The sequence below is a fragment of the Massilia putida genome (assembly GCF_001941825.1).
Taxonomy (GTDB): domain Bacteria; phylum Pseudomonadota; class Gammaproteobacteria; order Burkholderiales; family Burkholderiaceae_D; genus Telluria; species Telluria putida.
This window is the reverse complement of sequence record NZ_CP019038.1, coordinates 2512970-2525119: the sequence shown is the minus strand read 5'-3', so window position 1 is coordinate 2525119 and position 12150 is coordinate 2512970. Positions and strand designations below refer to the sequence as shown.

Sequence of the window (12150 nt, the reverse complement as noted above, 5' to 3'; positions counted from 1 at the left end):
ATTCTCGACATGCAAAAAGTCTCCACCACCTCCGACGATATCCTGGCCTGCGCACGTTCGTTGATCGTGACGGGCGGCTATCACGGTTTCAGCTACGCCGACATCGCGGACAGGGTGGGCATCCGCAAGGCCAGCATCCATCACCACTTTCCCAGCAAGGTCGACCTGGTGAAGACGCTCGTCATCCGCTACCGGGAAGCGGCCGAAGAAGGTATCCGGAGCCTCGAGCACGGCATCGCCGCGCCGCTCGACCAGTTGCGCGCATATATCCAGTACTGGAAAAGCTGCATCGGCGATGCGAGCGCGCCTTTCTGCGTGTGCGCCTTGCTGGCCAGCGAATTGCCGATGTTGCCGGACGACGTGGCATTGGAAATCCGGGCGTATTTCCGTTTCCTGTCGGGATGGCTGACGTCCGTGCTCGAGCGCGGCGTCCAGCAAGGGACCGTCGCGCTGACGCATGCGCCGCGCGTGGAGGCGGAAGGGTTCATGGCGACGGTGCATGGCGCGATGCTGTCGGCACGAGCTTACGGCGATACCGCCATGTTCGGCGTCATCATGGATCCGCAGCTGGAGCGCATGGCGGCAAAAAATTAGTTCCGAGATCATCCCATTTTTTTAATCGATATGCCTACCAACTAGTAGGTAGTCAAACTGAAGGAAGAGCCATGAATGACTCACATGCGGCCGAGGAACGCTGGTTGAAGCTGTACTACCTGACCCGGGCGGTGTTTTCGTTCGCCTGGGTCGCCGCCGCCGTGAGCGCGGCACGGCATGCACCGGGTGCCGCCGCCGCGCTGCTCGTGGCCTATCCCGTCTGGGATGCGCTGGCGAACCTGGCCGACGGTGCACGGAATGGCGGCCTCGCCGCAAACCGCACCCAGGCCCTGAACGTCGTCGTCAGCCTGGCCGTGGCGGTCGCGGTTGCCATCGCATTGCCCGGCATGAACCGCGTGCTCGCCGTGTTCGGCGCCTGGGCCATCCTGTCCGGCGTGCTGCAACTCGGCACGGGGCTGCGCCGCTGGAAGGCGCATGGCGCGCAATGGGCGATGATCCTGAGCGGCGCGCAGTCGGCACTGGCGGGCGCCGTCTTCATCTTCCAGGCGGGGACGTCCGTCGTGCCGTCGATTTCCACCGTCGCCGGGTATGCGGGCTTCGGGGCGTTCTACTTCCTCGTGTCGGCGCTGACCCTGCAGGCCGGGGCGTGGCGCCGCAAGAGCGCCGTCAGCCGTTAGGGCCCAGGCGTGCCTGTCCGTTCAGGTAGTTGTCCTTGACGCGCACATAATGCTCGGCCGAATAGCGCAAGTACGCGATCTCGGCCTCGGTCAGCGGCCGGACCTTGACGACAGGCCGGCCCACGTACAGGAATCCGCTTTCCAGCGTCTTCCCGGGCGGGACGAGGCTGCCGGCGCCGACCATGACGCGATCCTCGACGACGACGTCGTCCATCACGATGCTGCCCATGCCGATGAGGCATTCGTTCCCGATCCGGCAGCCGTGCAGGATCACGGCGTGTCCCACGGTGACGTGGTCGCCGATGACGAGTGGCGAGCCGTCGGGCTTGGCGGGCGTCTTGTGGGACACGTGGCCCATCGTGAGGTCCTGGATGTTGGTGCAGCGGCCGATGACGATGTCGTTGACGTCGCCGCGCAGGACGGCGTTGCACCAGATCGAGCTGTCGGCGCCGAGACGGACGCTGCCGATGACCTGCGCCGATGCATGCACGTACACGCGCTCGGCAAGTTGTGGGGTGGTGTCGAGGTAGTTGGAGAGCGGCATGGTGAAGTCTGCTAAGGGGTGATCTTGACGAGCTTTGGAGGTTTCCAATTCATGGGGCCGGCGGCTCCCACAGCTCGACCTTGTTGCCTTCCGGATCGATGACCCAGCCGAACTTGCCGTACTCGCCGTCGTCCGTCTTGTCCAGCACGTTGCAGCCTTCGTCGCGCAGCGCCCGCAGCAGGGCGGCCAGGTCGTGGACGCGGTAATTGATCATGAAGGGCGCGGTGCCGGGCGCGAACTGGTCGCTGCCGGCCGGGAAGACGGACCACGCGGTCGTGCCGCCCGTGGGTTTGCCCGTGTCGTCCGTCCAGTCGAACGCGGCGCCGCCCCACGGCTGGACGGCTATGCCCAGGTGGCGCTTGTACCAGGCGCCCAGTGCGGCCGGGTCTTTTGCTTGGAAGAAGATGCCGCCGATGCCAGTCACACGTTTCATGCCGGTCTCCGATCCCGTTGATCCCATCTCACTGCGCCCATCTCACTGCGCACCGAGCGCGCCCAGCCGTTCGCGCGCGTGAACCTGCCCCGGCTCCAGCGCGAGCGCCTGCTTGTAGTTGGCGATGGCCGCGTCGCGCTCGCCCGTCGCCTCGTACGCCTGGCCCAGGCCGTCGTAGAGGAAGTCGAAGCGTTCCGGATACAGCTTCACGCCCAGCCGGAACACCTGCATGGCGTCCGCCGGGCGGCGTTCGCGCAGCAGCTTCATGCCCCAGTCGTGGGCCTGCAGCGGGTCGAGGGCGAGGTCCGGGTTCTGCGCGTGCAGGCGGTCGTAGATGGCGGCGATGTGTTCGAAACCCTGCTGGCCCAATTGCTCGAGGAACGTGTCCAGCGTGGGCGGAGCGCCCGCGGCGCGGCGCACGGCGAACGAAATAAAGCCGGGCGGCGGACGGTTCGCGGCGAGGGCGTCGTCCAGCTGGCGGCGCGCGGGGGCGTCGTTCTTCAGGCGGGCGTCGAGGAAGCGTTCCACCATCCGCGCCATCGCGCCGTACGCCTGCGCGACTTGGGCACGCGTGCGTCCGGCGAAGGCGGCGTCCGGCGCCATGCGCTGTGACCACGACGAGAAATCCAGATGGCTGGCGGCGTCCAGCGTGGCGAGGTAGACGTCGGCATAGCGGATGCGCGCCAGCAGTTCGGTGCCGATGGTGCCTTCGTCCTGCAGGCGCGTCATGTACAGCAGCGGGATGCCCAGGCGCTCCGGCGTGACGTAGCGGGCGGCGCGCGGGCCGCCGTTCACGTAGTCGTAGGCGGCGCGCAGCGAGCCGTCCAGCGTGACGAGGGCGCGGATGCGGTCGTCGCGGGCCGCGGCCAGCACGCTCGCGAGGCTGCCCCAGCTGTGGCCGACGACGGCGATGCGGTTCGTGTCCGCCTGCGCCAGCGTGTGCGCGTAGCCGACGAGGAAGCCGATGTCGGCGGCCTGCGCTTCGGCGCCTTCGAGGTCGGCCGTCATCGCGTGCGCGCGCGGGCCCAGCGACGGCGTCGCGATCACGATGTAGCCGTGGCTCGCGAGGTATTCGCACAGGTCGGCGTTCTCGATCGCGTAGGCGCCGTGGCTCGGCGCGTAGATCACGACGGGGAATTTACCCGGACGCTCGGGCGCGTCGCGCAGCGCGCGCACGGGGCCCGGCAGGTCGCGCTGTGGGCCGCGCGTGTCGATGAGCGCGTCGGTGGCGCGGCGCACCTGGTCCGGCATGCGGCTGAATTCTTCCTCGGTGGCCACGGTCGCCACGTAGTCGCGCCAGGTCAGCGCGCCGCCGGTGCCGATGGCCGGATACCAGATCAGCGTCTGCAGTGGCCGCGAACGGTCGCCGCTCGTCGCCTGCGCCGTGACGGGATTGCGCGGATGCTGGTAGACGCGCGCCCGGTCGTACTGCTGGCGGACGTGGAAGCCGACGCGGTATGGACCGAAATCGGCGGCCGTCGCGGTGTGGGCGAGGACGAGGGCGAACAGCAGGGTGGTCAGGATCCGGAACATGTGTCGTCGACAGGTGTTTCTTTGGTTGCAAGATTATATGCCGAATTGGCATGGAAACTGTCGCGACATGTGAATCCGTTAAAATGTCGGATTCTTCTTCACCTCCTTCCAACATCATGACTCAGGACGAACTCAAGCAGGCGGTAGCCCGCGCCGCCATCGATTACGTGGTCGACGGCGAAATCATCGGCGTCGGCACCGGCTCCACCGCCAATTTCTTCATCGACGAACTCGGCAAGATCAAGTCGCGCATCAAGGGCGCCGTGGCGTCGTCGGAAGCGACGGCGACGCGCCTGCGCGGTCACGGCATCGAGGTGTTCGACCTGAACGACGTTGAATCGATTTCCGTCTACGTCGACGGCGCCGACGAGATCAATGCCACCGGCGCCATGATCAAGGGCGGCGGCGCAGCGCTGACGCGCGAAAAGATCGTCGCCTCCGTGTCCGGTAAATTCGTGTGCATCGCCGACGGCTCCAAGCTGGTCGAGACGCTGGGTAAATTCCCGCTGCCGGTCGAAGTCGTGCCGATGGCCGCGAACGCCGTCAGCCGCAAGCTCGTCGCGCTGGGCGGCCAGCCGCGCCTGCGCACCAAGCCGGGCAGCCTGGACGCCTTCGTCACCGACAACGGCGGCTACATCCTCGACGTGGCCGGGCTGTCGATCACGGATCCGGTGGCGCTGGAATCGGAGATCAACCAGATCGTCGGCGTGATCGCCGTCGGCCTGTTCGCCCGCCGCGGCGCCGACGTCTGCCTGCTGGGCACGGGCGACGGCGTCAAACAGCTGACGTTCTGACCATGAAACGCCTGGCGCTCATGTCCGTGGCCGTCGCGATGCTGGGCGGCTGCTCGATGTTGCACAAGCAGGTGACGGCGCCGCCCGCGCCGGCCGCTCCCGTGGCCGACGCAGCGCCGGCCGTCGAGACGATCCCGTTCCACACGGGCGTGTCGTCGGCCACCGTCGAGAAGATGGCGAAGCAACAAGGTTGTACGGGCGGGCAGGGCGCCGGGCTGATCACGCAGCCGGGGCCTGTCGAGGTCTATCGCATGCGCTGCGACAGCGGGAAGGTGTTCATGGCGCGGTGTGAGCTGCGCCAGTGCAAGCAGATGTAAAGGCATGTAGGGTGGACGGCTGCGCCGTCCACGCGTCCAGCAGGCGCTTGCAGCGCTATGGCGCCCGGTGAGCTGAACGCGTGGACGGGAGACCCGTCCATCCTACACAATCAGGCCGTCGGCGGCACGTAGCCGGCTGCCTCGTCGGCGCCTTCGCCGAAGAAGTGGCGTTCCATCTGCGTGGCCAGGTATTTGCGGGCGCGCGCGTCGGCCATGTTCAGGCGGTTTTCGTTGATCAGCATCGTCTGGTGCTTGAGCCAGCCATCCCAGGCTTCCTTCGACACGTTTTCATAGATGCGCTTGCCCAGTTCGCCCGGGTACGGCGGGAAGGCCAGGCCTTCGGCTTCCTTGTTCAGTTTGATGCAGTGGACGGTGCGGGCCATGTTCTTGCTCCTGGTTCGGTATCGGAAAACGTGATTATAAAGCGGCGCGGCCATTGCCGCGTCGTCCCCGCGAAAGCGGGGAGCCATACTGAAATTCCGAAGTCCGATATGTGAAGCGTCACGGCGGTTCCAACGTACGGAATTCTGTTCTTCAGCATGGGTTCCCGCTTGCGCGGGAACGACGTCGTCTCAGAGTTGCTTGATCAGGATCTGCGACCTTCTCTGCCAGTTGTACATGTGCGCCCGGTCCTTGGGCAGGTCGTCCACGGTCGCCGGCACGAAGCCGCGCTTCTTGAACCAGTGCGACGTGCGCGTGGTCAGCACGAACAGCTTCGTCATGCCGGCCGCGCGGGCGCGGTTTTCCATGTGTTTCAGGATGCGTTCGCCGTCGCCCTGCGTCTGCGCGTCCGGGCTGACCGTCAGGCAGGCCATTTCCGCCATCTTCGATTCCGGGAACGGATACAGCGCGGCGCAGCCGAAGATGACGCCGTCGTGCTCGATCACGGAGAACTGTTCGATCTCGCGTTCGATCAGCTCGCGCGGACGTTTCACCAGCGTGCCGTCCGCTTCCAGCGGTTCGATGAGCTTGATAATGCCGCCGACGTCCTCAATTGAGGCCTGGCGCAGGCTTTCCAGGTTTTCGTGCGTGATCATGGTGCCCACGCCGTCGTGCGTGAACAGTTCCAGCAGCGCCGAGCCGTCCGTCGAGTAGGGGATGATGTGGGCGCGGTCGACGCCGCTGTTGCAGGCCTTGATCGCGTGCTGCAGGTAGAACGACGCGTCGTTCGGCAGGAAGCCCGCCTGCAGCACGGCTTCGGCCTGGTGCGACGACAGTTCGCGGATGTCGCCGCCGCCGGCGTCCTTCATCAGCGGCGTCTCGGTGATGAAGATGAGTTTTTCGGCATGCAGGGCGATCGCGGCGGACACCGCCACGTCTTCCATCGTCAGGTTGAACACTTCGCCGGTCGGCGAAAAGCCCAGCGGCGACAGCAGGACGATGTTGTCCTCGGTCTCCAGGATGGGCTGGATCTTGGCGGCGGCGACCTTGCGCGTGACCCCGGTCAGTTCGTGGTCGACGCCGTCGATCACGCCGAGCGGACGCGCGGTGACGAAGTTGCCGGAGACGATGCTGATGTGCGCATTCGACATCGGCGTGTTGGGCAAACCCTGGCTGAACGCGGCCTCGATGTCCAGGCGCAGTTCGCCGGCGGCTTCCTTGGCGCATTCCATCGCGGCGCTGTCGGTGACGCGCACGCCGTTGTGGAAGCGGCCCGCGACGTTACGCAGCGCCAGCTGTTCGGCCACCTGCGGCCGCGAGCCGTGCACCAGCACGACGCGGATGCCGAGTCCGACCAGCAGCGACAGGTCCTGCGCCAGCACGGGCAGGGCGCCGGCCGACACCAGTTCACCGGGGAAAGCGACGACGAAGGTCTTGCCGCCGAATGCGTGAATGTACGGCGCGACGGAGCGCAGCCACTGGACGAATTGGGTAGGGTTTTCCATTTGCCGCATTATAATTCGCTGCGCGACTTGCGCACCAAATCCTCGTAAAATCAATGTCTGAACAGAGTAACAAGCCTGCGCCAAAGCCGGCGCGAGCAGCCTCCCCCGACCGTTCTTCGCAACCGCGTAACGAAGGCCAGTCCGCGCGCCGCGGCCCGCGCCCGCCCGCGCGCGAGGGCGCGCTCGCGAGTGCGCTCGCGCAGGCGCAGGTGCGTGCGCCGCGCGCTGACGCGCCTGCGCAGGACCGCCCGGCCAAGCCGCCGCGCGATGGCGATGCGCGTCCGCGCGCGGACCGCCCGTCGCGCAACGAGGCCCGCAAGGAAGCCGTGCGCAACCCGCTCCCTCCGATCGTCTTTCCGGAAGACCTCCCCGTCTCGGGCCGGCGCGCCGAAATCGCGAAGGCGCTGATGGAGAACCAGGTCGTGATCGTGTCCGGCGAAACCGGTTCGGGCAAGACGACGCAGCTGCCGAAGATCTGCCTCGAACTGGGCCGTGGCGAGAAGGGCATGATCGGCCACACGCAGCCGCGCCGCATCGCCGCGTCGTCGACGGCGAAGCGCATCGCGCACGAATTGGGTTCGCCGCTGGGCGAGCACGTGGGCTATAAAGTCCGCTTCAACGACACGCTGTCGCCGGGTGCCTGGGTCAAGCTGATGACGGACGGTATCCTGCTGGCCGAGACGCAGACCGACCCGCTGCTGAAGGCCTACGACACCATCATCATCGACGAGGCGCACGAGCGCAGCCTGAACATCGATTTCCTGCTCGGCTACCTGAAGGAGATCCTGCCGCGCCGCCCGGACCTGAAGGTGATCATCACGTCCGCCACGATCGACGCCGACCGCTTCGCGCGCCATTTCGGCACGCCGGAGAAGCCCGCGCCCGTGATCGAAGTGTCGGGCCGTTTGTACAAGGTCGAGGTGCGTTACCGTCCCGTCGAACGCGACCTTGAATTCGCTCCGGCCAAGGGCGGGCAAGATGCGGGCAAAGCGGTGTCGAAGGGGCAGGCCGCGCGCGACAAGCGCGACCTGATGGATGCCGTCGTCGACGGCGTCGATGAACTGTGCCGGCTGGGCCAGGGCGACGTGCTCGTGTTCCTGCCCGGCGAGCGCGAGATCCGCGACTGCGCCGAGGCGCTCCGCAAACACCATCCGCCGCACGTGGAAATCCTGCCGCTGTTCGCGCGCCTGTCCGTCGAAGAACAGGACCGCGTGTTCAGGACGACCAACGCGCGCCGCATCGTCCTCGCGACGAACGTGGCCGAGACGTCGCTGACGGTGCCGGGCATCCGCTACGTCGTCGACGCGGGCCTGGCGCGCGTGAAGCGCTACAGCTACCGCAACAAGGTGGAGCAGCTGCAGATCGAGCCGATCTCGCAAGCGGCCGCCAACCAGCGCGCGGGCCGCTGCGGCCGCGTCGCGGACGGCGTCTGTATCCGCCTGTACGAGGAAGACGATTTCCTGCAGCGCCCGAAGTTCACGGACCCGGAAATCCTGCGCTCGTCGCTGGCGGCCGTCATCCTGCGCATGAAGTCCCTGCACCTGACGGACGTGGAGACGTTCCCGTTCGTCGAACCGCCGCAGGGCCGCGCCATCGCCGACGGCTATCAACTCTTGCAGGAACTGGGCGCCGTCGACGACGCCAACGAGTTGACGAGCATGGGCCGCAAGCTGGCCAAGCTGCCGCTCGACCCGCGCGTGGGCCGCATGATCCTTGCTGCCGTCGACAATGTCTGCCTCACCGAGATGCTGATCATCGCGTCCGCGCTGTCCGTGCAAGACCCGCGCGACCGGCCGATGGAATACCAGCAGCAGGCCGACGAGAAGCACAAGAAGTTCGCGGACGAGAAGAGCGAGTTTCTGAGCTTCCTGAAGATCTGGCGCTGGTTCGAGCAGGCCATCGAGCACAAGAAAACGAACCGTCAGCTGCAGGAGAACTGCCGCGAGAATTTCCTGTCGCAGGTCCGCCTGCGCGAGTGGCGCGACGTGCATTCGCAGCTGCTCACGATCGTCAAGGAGCAGGGCTGGCGCCTGAACGACGCGCCCGCGACCTACGAGCAGCTGCACATGGCGCTGCTGACTGGCCTTTTGGGCAACATCGGCTACAAGATGGAGGACGACTCTGGCGCGTACCTCGGCGCGCGCGGCATCAAGTTCCACATCTGGCCCGGCTCGACGCTCGGCAAGAAGGCCGGCAAATGGATCATGGCGGCGGAACTGGTCGAGACGACGCGCCTGTACGCGCGCTGCATCGCGCAGATCCAGCCGGAATGGGTCGAGAAGATCGGCGGCCATCTGTTGAAGAAATCGTGGGGCGAGCCGCGCTGGGAAAAACGCACGGCGCAGGTCACCGCGAGCGAGCGCGCCACTCTGTACGGCATCGTCGTCTACAGCCAGCGGCGCATCAACTACGCCCAGCACAATCCGGCGGAGGCGCGCGAGATCTTCATCCGCGATGCGCTGGTCGGCGGCGACTACGAGACGCGCTCCCAGTTCTTCGCGCACAACCATAAACTGATCAAGGAAATCGAAAACCTCGAGCACAAGTCGCGCCGCCTCGACGTGCTCGTGGACGACCAGCTGATCTACGCGTTCTACGACAAGGAGATCCCGGGCGACGTCGTGAACGGCGCGGGCTTCGAGAAGTGGTACAAGGACGCGTCGCGCGACAACCCGAAGCTGCTGTACCTGAACCGCGAAGAACTGATGCGCCACGAAGCGGCGGGCGTCACGACGGAGCTGTTCCCGAAGACGATGAACGTCACCGGCATCGAGATGGGCCTGTCGTACCACTTCGAGCCGGGCAGCCCGCGCGACGGCGTCACGCTCACGGTGCCGCTGTTCGCGCTGAACCAGATCCCGCGCGAGCGCGCGGACTGGCTCGTGCCGGGCATGCTGAAGGAGAAAGTGCAGCTGCTGCTGAAATCGCTGCCGCAGAAGCTGCGCCGCCACTGCGTGCCGCTGCCCGAGTACGCCGCGCGCTTCTTCGAGCGCAACGAGGACCCGGTGCGCTTCGGCCGCGGCGATCTGATCGACGCGCTCATCGCGGACATCCACGCGCAGACGGGCGTGCGCGTGATGACCACCGATTTCAAGCTGGAGACGCTGCCCGCGCACCTCTTCATGAACTTCAAGGTCGTGGATGAACACGGCCGCCAGCTCGACATGGGACGCAACCTGGCGACCTTGCAGGCCGAGTTGGGCGGCCAGGCGCGCCAGAGTTTCCAGCGCATGGCGGAGACCACGCCGGCCGCCGGCCAGGCGGCCGCGAAGCCGCTGGCCGCGCAGGCCGCATCGGCGCCGGCGCCGGCCAAGGGCAAGGCCGCACCCGCGTCTGCGCCGGCCGCGCCGACCGCGCACACGAACATCACCGGCTGGACCTTCGGCGAGCTGCCGGAACTGCTGGAGATCACGCAGGGCAAGATCACGCTGATCGGCTTCCCCGCGCTCGTCGACAAGGGCACGCACTGCGACCTCGAAGTGTTCGACGACCCGAACGTGGCGGCGCGCACGCACCGCATCGGCCTGCGCCGCCTGTTCGCGTTGCAGTTCAAGGACCAGCTGAAATTCGCCGAGAAGAACGTGCCGGGCCTGCAGCAGATGGGCATGCAGTTCATGTCGGTCGGCACGCCGGACGAGCTGCGCGAGCAGATCGTCAACAAGGCCATCGAGATCGCCTGCCTGCAGGACCCGTTGCCGCACGACGCCGCGTCGTTCAACAAGCGCCGCGACGAGGGCAAGGGCCGCATCGGCCTCTTGATCAACGAGACGGCGCGCCTCGCGGGCCAGATCCTCGCCGAGTTCCACGGCCTGCCCAAGCGCCTGCAAGGGTTGCCGCCGGCCGTCGCGAGCGACATGCAGGCGCAGTTGCAGGGGCTGGTCCACAAGCGCTTCATCGCCGAGACGGAGTACAGCCAGCTGGCGCACTTCCCGCGCTACCTGAAGGCGATGAACGTGCGCCTGGAAAAACTGCGCGCGAACCCGGCGCGCGACGCCCAGCTGATGGCCGAGTGGCAGACGGCGGCCACGCAGTTCCAGCGCACCGTGAAAAACCAGCCGTTGAAAAACCTCGACCCGCGCATGATCGAGTTCCGCTGGATGCTGGAAGAGCTGCGCGTGTCGCTGTTCGCGCAGGAGCTGCGCACGCCGATGCCGGTGTCGTCGAAGCGCCTGCAAAAAGTGTGGGAGTCGATGTTGCGCTGAACCGGGGTCAGAGCCCGATTTTTGGCAATTTCCTGCATTCGGGCTCTGACCCCGAAAAGTGGAAACGTGCCGTGATCAGGGCGCCAGACTGTTCTTGAGCAGCGCCAGCACGGCATCGCCCATCTCGCGGCTGAACCGCTGAACATCGGTCTCCTGGCGGATGCCGTCCGTCGCGTGTTCCAGCAGCAGCGTGGAAAAACCGTGCACCGCGGACCAGGCCAACATCAGCCGGGGTGTCTCCACGTCGCCGCCGTGCAGCGCAGCCAGCGCCGAGCGCAGTTCCCCGAACGCGGCCGCGCTGGCGTCGCGCAGCCGCGCGTGTCCGGCGTCGAGCCGGTCGGTCCGGAACATCAGCTGGAACGCGGCGCGGTTCGCGAGTGCGAAGTCGATGTAGGCGCGGCCCGTCGCGCGCAGTTGGTCCCAGGCATCCGGCCCCGCGGCGGCGCGCGCCGCGCGCATCAGCGCCACCATCCGTTCGAAGCCGAGCGCGGCGAACTCGCTCAACAGCCCCGGCGTGTCGCCGAAATGATGGGCCGGCGCCGCATGCGACGTCCCGGCCCGCCGCGCGCATTCGCGCAGGCTGAATCCTTCCAACCCCTTTTCCTGCAGGATGTCTCCCGCCGCGTCGAGCAGGGCGGCGCGCAGGTCGCCGTGGTGGTAATTGTTCATGACGAGGTTGAATCTTGACACTGGTAAGATGCCAGGATACAGTGAGCTTCCCATCATTGTCCAGCGACCTCGCCATGACCGACCTCGTGCTCGCCATCGTCCATCACCTGATCGTGTTCGGCCTCGCGGCCGTGCTGGCCGCCGAACTGGCGCTGATGCGGCCCGCCGCGATGTCGCCCAGGACCGTGACCCTGCTGGGACGCTTCGATGCGGCGTATGGCCTGCTGGCGCTGGCGATCCTCGTCGTCGGCTTCCTGCGCGTGAAGTACGGCGCGAAGGGCCCCGACTTCTACATGCACAACCCGGTCTTCTGGGCCAAGGTCGGCGCGTTCGCTGTCGTGGGCCTGATCTCGATCCGGCCCACGCTGCGCATCCTCGCCTGGCAAAAACGGGCGAAGGCGGATGCCGCGTTCGTCCCCGCGCTGGATGAAGTGGGCACGCTGCGCCGCCTGATGCTGCTGGAGATCCACGTGTTCGGACTGATCCCGATCCTCGCGGCCATGATGGCGCGCGGGATCGGGCTGGGTTGACGCCTCTTTG

The 12150-nt window shown here is 66.7% G+C and carries 12 protein-coding genes; 6 read left to right on the top strand and 6 right to left on the bottom strand.

From position 1 onward, the window contains the following. Positions 1-9: 9 nt before the first annotated feature. Positions 10-594: a TetR/AcrR family transcriptional regulator gene (locus BVG12_RS13455; RefSeq protein ID WP_075792830.1), complete on the top strand. Its 585-nt coding sequence runs from the start codon at positions 10-12 to the stop codon at positions 592-594. 71 nt (positions 595-665) lie between these two features. Then, the gene (locus BVG12_RS13450; protein ID WP_075792829.1) at positions 666-1232 is read left to right on the top strand and encodes a DUF308 domain-containing protein; all 567 of its coding nucleotides are present in this window, start codon (positions 666-668) and stop codon (positions 1230-1232) included. On the opposite strand, the gene BVG12_RS13445 is transcribed toward BVG12_RS13450, so the two are convergent. Genes BVG12_RS13445 through BVG12_RS13435 form a run of 3 tightly spaced genes read right to left on the bottom strand, consistent with a single transcriptional unit; the run spans position 1222 to position 3742 of the window. Beyond that, positions 1222-1776 (bottom strand): gamma carbonic anhydrase family protein, encoded by a 555-nt coding sequence (locus tag BVG12_RS13445; RefSeq protein ID WP_075792828.1) that lies wholly within the window; start codon positions 1774-1776, stop codon positions 1222-1224. The genes BVG12_RS13450 and BVG12_RS13445 overlap by 11 nt on opposite strands. A gap of 49 nt (positions 1777-1825) precedes the next feature. Next, positions 1826-2209: a VOC family protein gene (locus BVG12_RS13440; RefSeq protein ID WP_075792827.1), complete on the bottom strand. Its 384-nt coding sequence runs from the start codon at positions 2207-2209 to the stop codon at positions 1826-1828. A gap of 42 nt (positions 2210-2251) precedes the next feature. Further along, complete coding sequence (locus BVG12_RS13435) at positions 2252-3742, bottom strand: poly(ethylene terephthalate) hydrolase family protein (protein ID WP_075792826.1); 1491 nt, start codon at positions 3740-3742, stop codon at positions 2252-2254. Between the two features lie 116 nt (positions 3743-3858). Here BVG12_RS13435 and rpiA point away from each other — a divergent pair, with 116 nt between their 5' ends. Both rpiA and BVG12_RS13425 read left to right on the top strand, forming a co-directional pair. Next, positions 3859-4536: a ribose-5-phosphate isomerase RpiA gene (gene rpiA, locus BVG12_RS13430; RefSeq protein ID WP_075792825.1), complete on the top strand. Its 678-nt coding sequence runs from the start codon at positions 3859-3861 to the stop codon at positions 4534-4536. Between the two features lie 2 nt (positions 4537-4538). Next, positions 4539-4853, top strand: a complete 315-nt coding sequence (locus tag BVG12_RS13425; RefSeq protein ID WP_075792824.1) for a hypothetical protein — start codon at positions 4539-4541, stop codon at positions 4851-4853. 110 nt (positions 4854-4963) lie between these two features. Here the strand turns inward: BVG12_RS13425 and BVG12_RS13420 are convergent, their stop codons facing one another. Further along, the gene (locus BVG12_RS13420) at positions 4964-5236 is read right to left on the bottom strand and encodes an oxidative damage protection protein (protein ID WP_036236729.1); all 273 of its coding nucleotides are present in this window, start codon (positions 5234-5236) and stop codon (positions 4964-4966) included. Positions 5237-5425: 189 nt separating this feature from the next. Beyond that, entirely contained in the window at positions 5426-6739 is a 1314-nt protein-coding gene (argA, locus tag BVG12_RS13415; RefSeq protein WP_075792823.1) for an amino-acid N-acetyltransferase, read from the bottom strand. Between the two features lie 53 nt (positions 6740-6792). Here argA and hrpA point away from each other — a divergent pair, with 53 nt between their 5' ends. Further along, complete coding sequence (gene hrpA / locus BVG12_RS13410) at positions 6793-10941, top strand: ATP-dependent RNA helicase HrpA (RefSeq protein ID WP_075792822.1); 4149 nt, start codon at positions 6793-6795, stop codon at positions 10939-10941. Positions 10942-11016: 75 nt separating this feature from the next. On the opposite strand, the gene BVG12_RS13405 is transcribed toward hrpA, so the two are convergent. Continuing rightward, positions 11017-11610, bottom strand: a complete 594-nt coding sequence (locus BVG12_RS13405) for a TetR/AcrR family transcriptional regulator (protein WP_075792821.1) — start codon at positions 11608-11610, stop codon at positions 11017-11019. Positions 11611-11651: 41 nt separating this feature from the next. Between BVG12_RS13405 and BVG12_RS13400 the strand changes: the two genes are divergently transcribed. Further along, positions 11652-12140: a DUF2214 family protein gene (locus tag BVG12_RS13400; protein WP_218921055.1), complete on the top strand. Its 489-nt coding sequence runs from the start codon at positions 11652-11654 to the stop codon at positions 12138-12140. Positions 12141-12150 lie beyond the last annotated feature (10 nt).

Coding starts and splice junctions, on each gene's coding strand:
- BVG12_RS13405 (WP_075792821.1), bottom strand. CDS start 11,610: ATGAACAATTACCACCACGGCGACCTGCGCGCCGCCCTGCTCGACGCG.
- argA (WP_075792823.1), bottom strand. CDS start 6,739: ATGGAAAACCCTACCCAATTCGTCCAGTGGCTGCGCTCCGTCGCGCCG.
- rpiA (WP_075792825.1), top strand. CDS start 3,859: ATGACTCAGGACGAACTCAAGCAGGCGGTAGCCCGCGCCGCCATCGAT.
- hrpA (WP_075792822.1), top strand. CDS start 6,793: ATGTCTGAACAGAGTAACAAGCCTGCGCCAAAGCCGGCGCGAGCAGCC.
- BVG12_RS13435 (WP_075792826.1), bottom strand. CDS start 3,742: ATGTTCCGGATCCTGACCACCCTGCTGTTCGCCCTCGTCCTCGCCCAC.
- BVG12_RS13440 (WP_075792827.1), bottom strand. CDS start 2,209: ATGAAACGTGTGACTGGCATCGGCGGCATCTTCTTCCAAGCAAAAGAC.
- BVG12_RS13425 (WP_075792824.1), top strand. CDS start 4,539: ATGAAACGCCTGGCGCTCATGTCCGTGGCCGTCGCGATGCTGGGCGGC.
- BVG12_RS13455 (WP_075792830.1), top strand. CDS start 10: ATGCAAAAAGTCTCCACCACCTCCGACGATATCCTGGCCTGCGCACGT.
- BVG12_RS13450 (WP_075792829.1), top strand. CDS start 666: ATGAATGACTCACATGCGGCCGAGGAACGCTGGTTGAAGCTGTACTAC.
- BVG12_RS13445 (WP_075792828.1), bottom strand. CDS start 1,776: ATGCCGCTCTCCAACTACCTCGACACCACCCCACAACTTGCCGAGCGC.
- BVG12_RS13420 (WP_036236729.1), bottom strand. CDS start 5,236: ATGGCCCGCACCGTCCACTGCATCAAACTGAACAAGGAAGCCGAAGGC.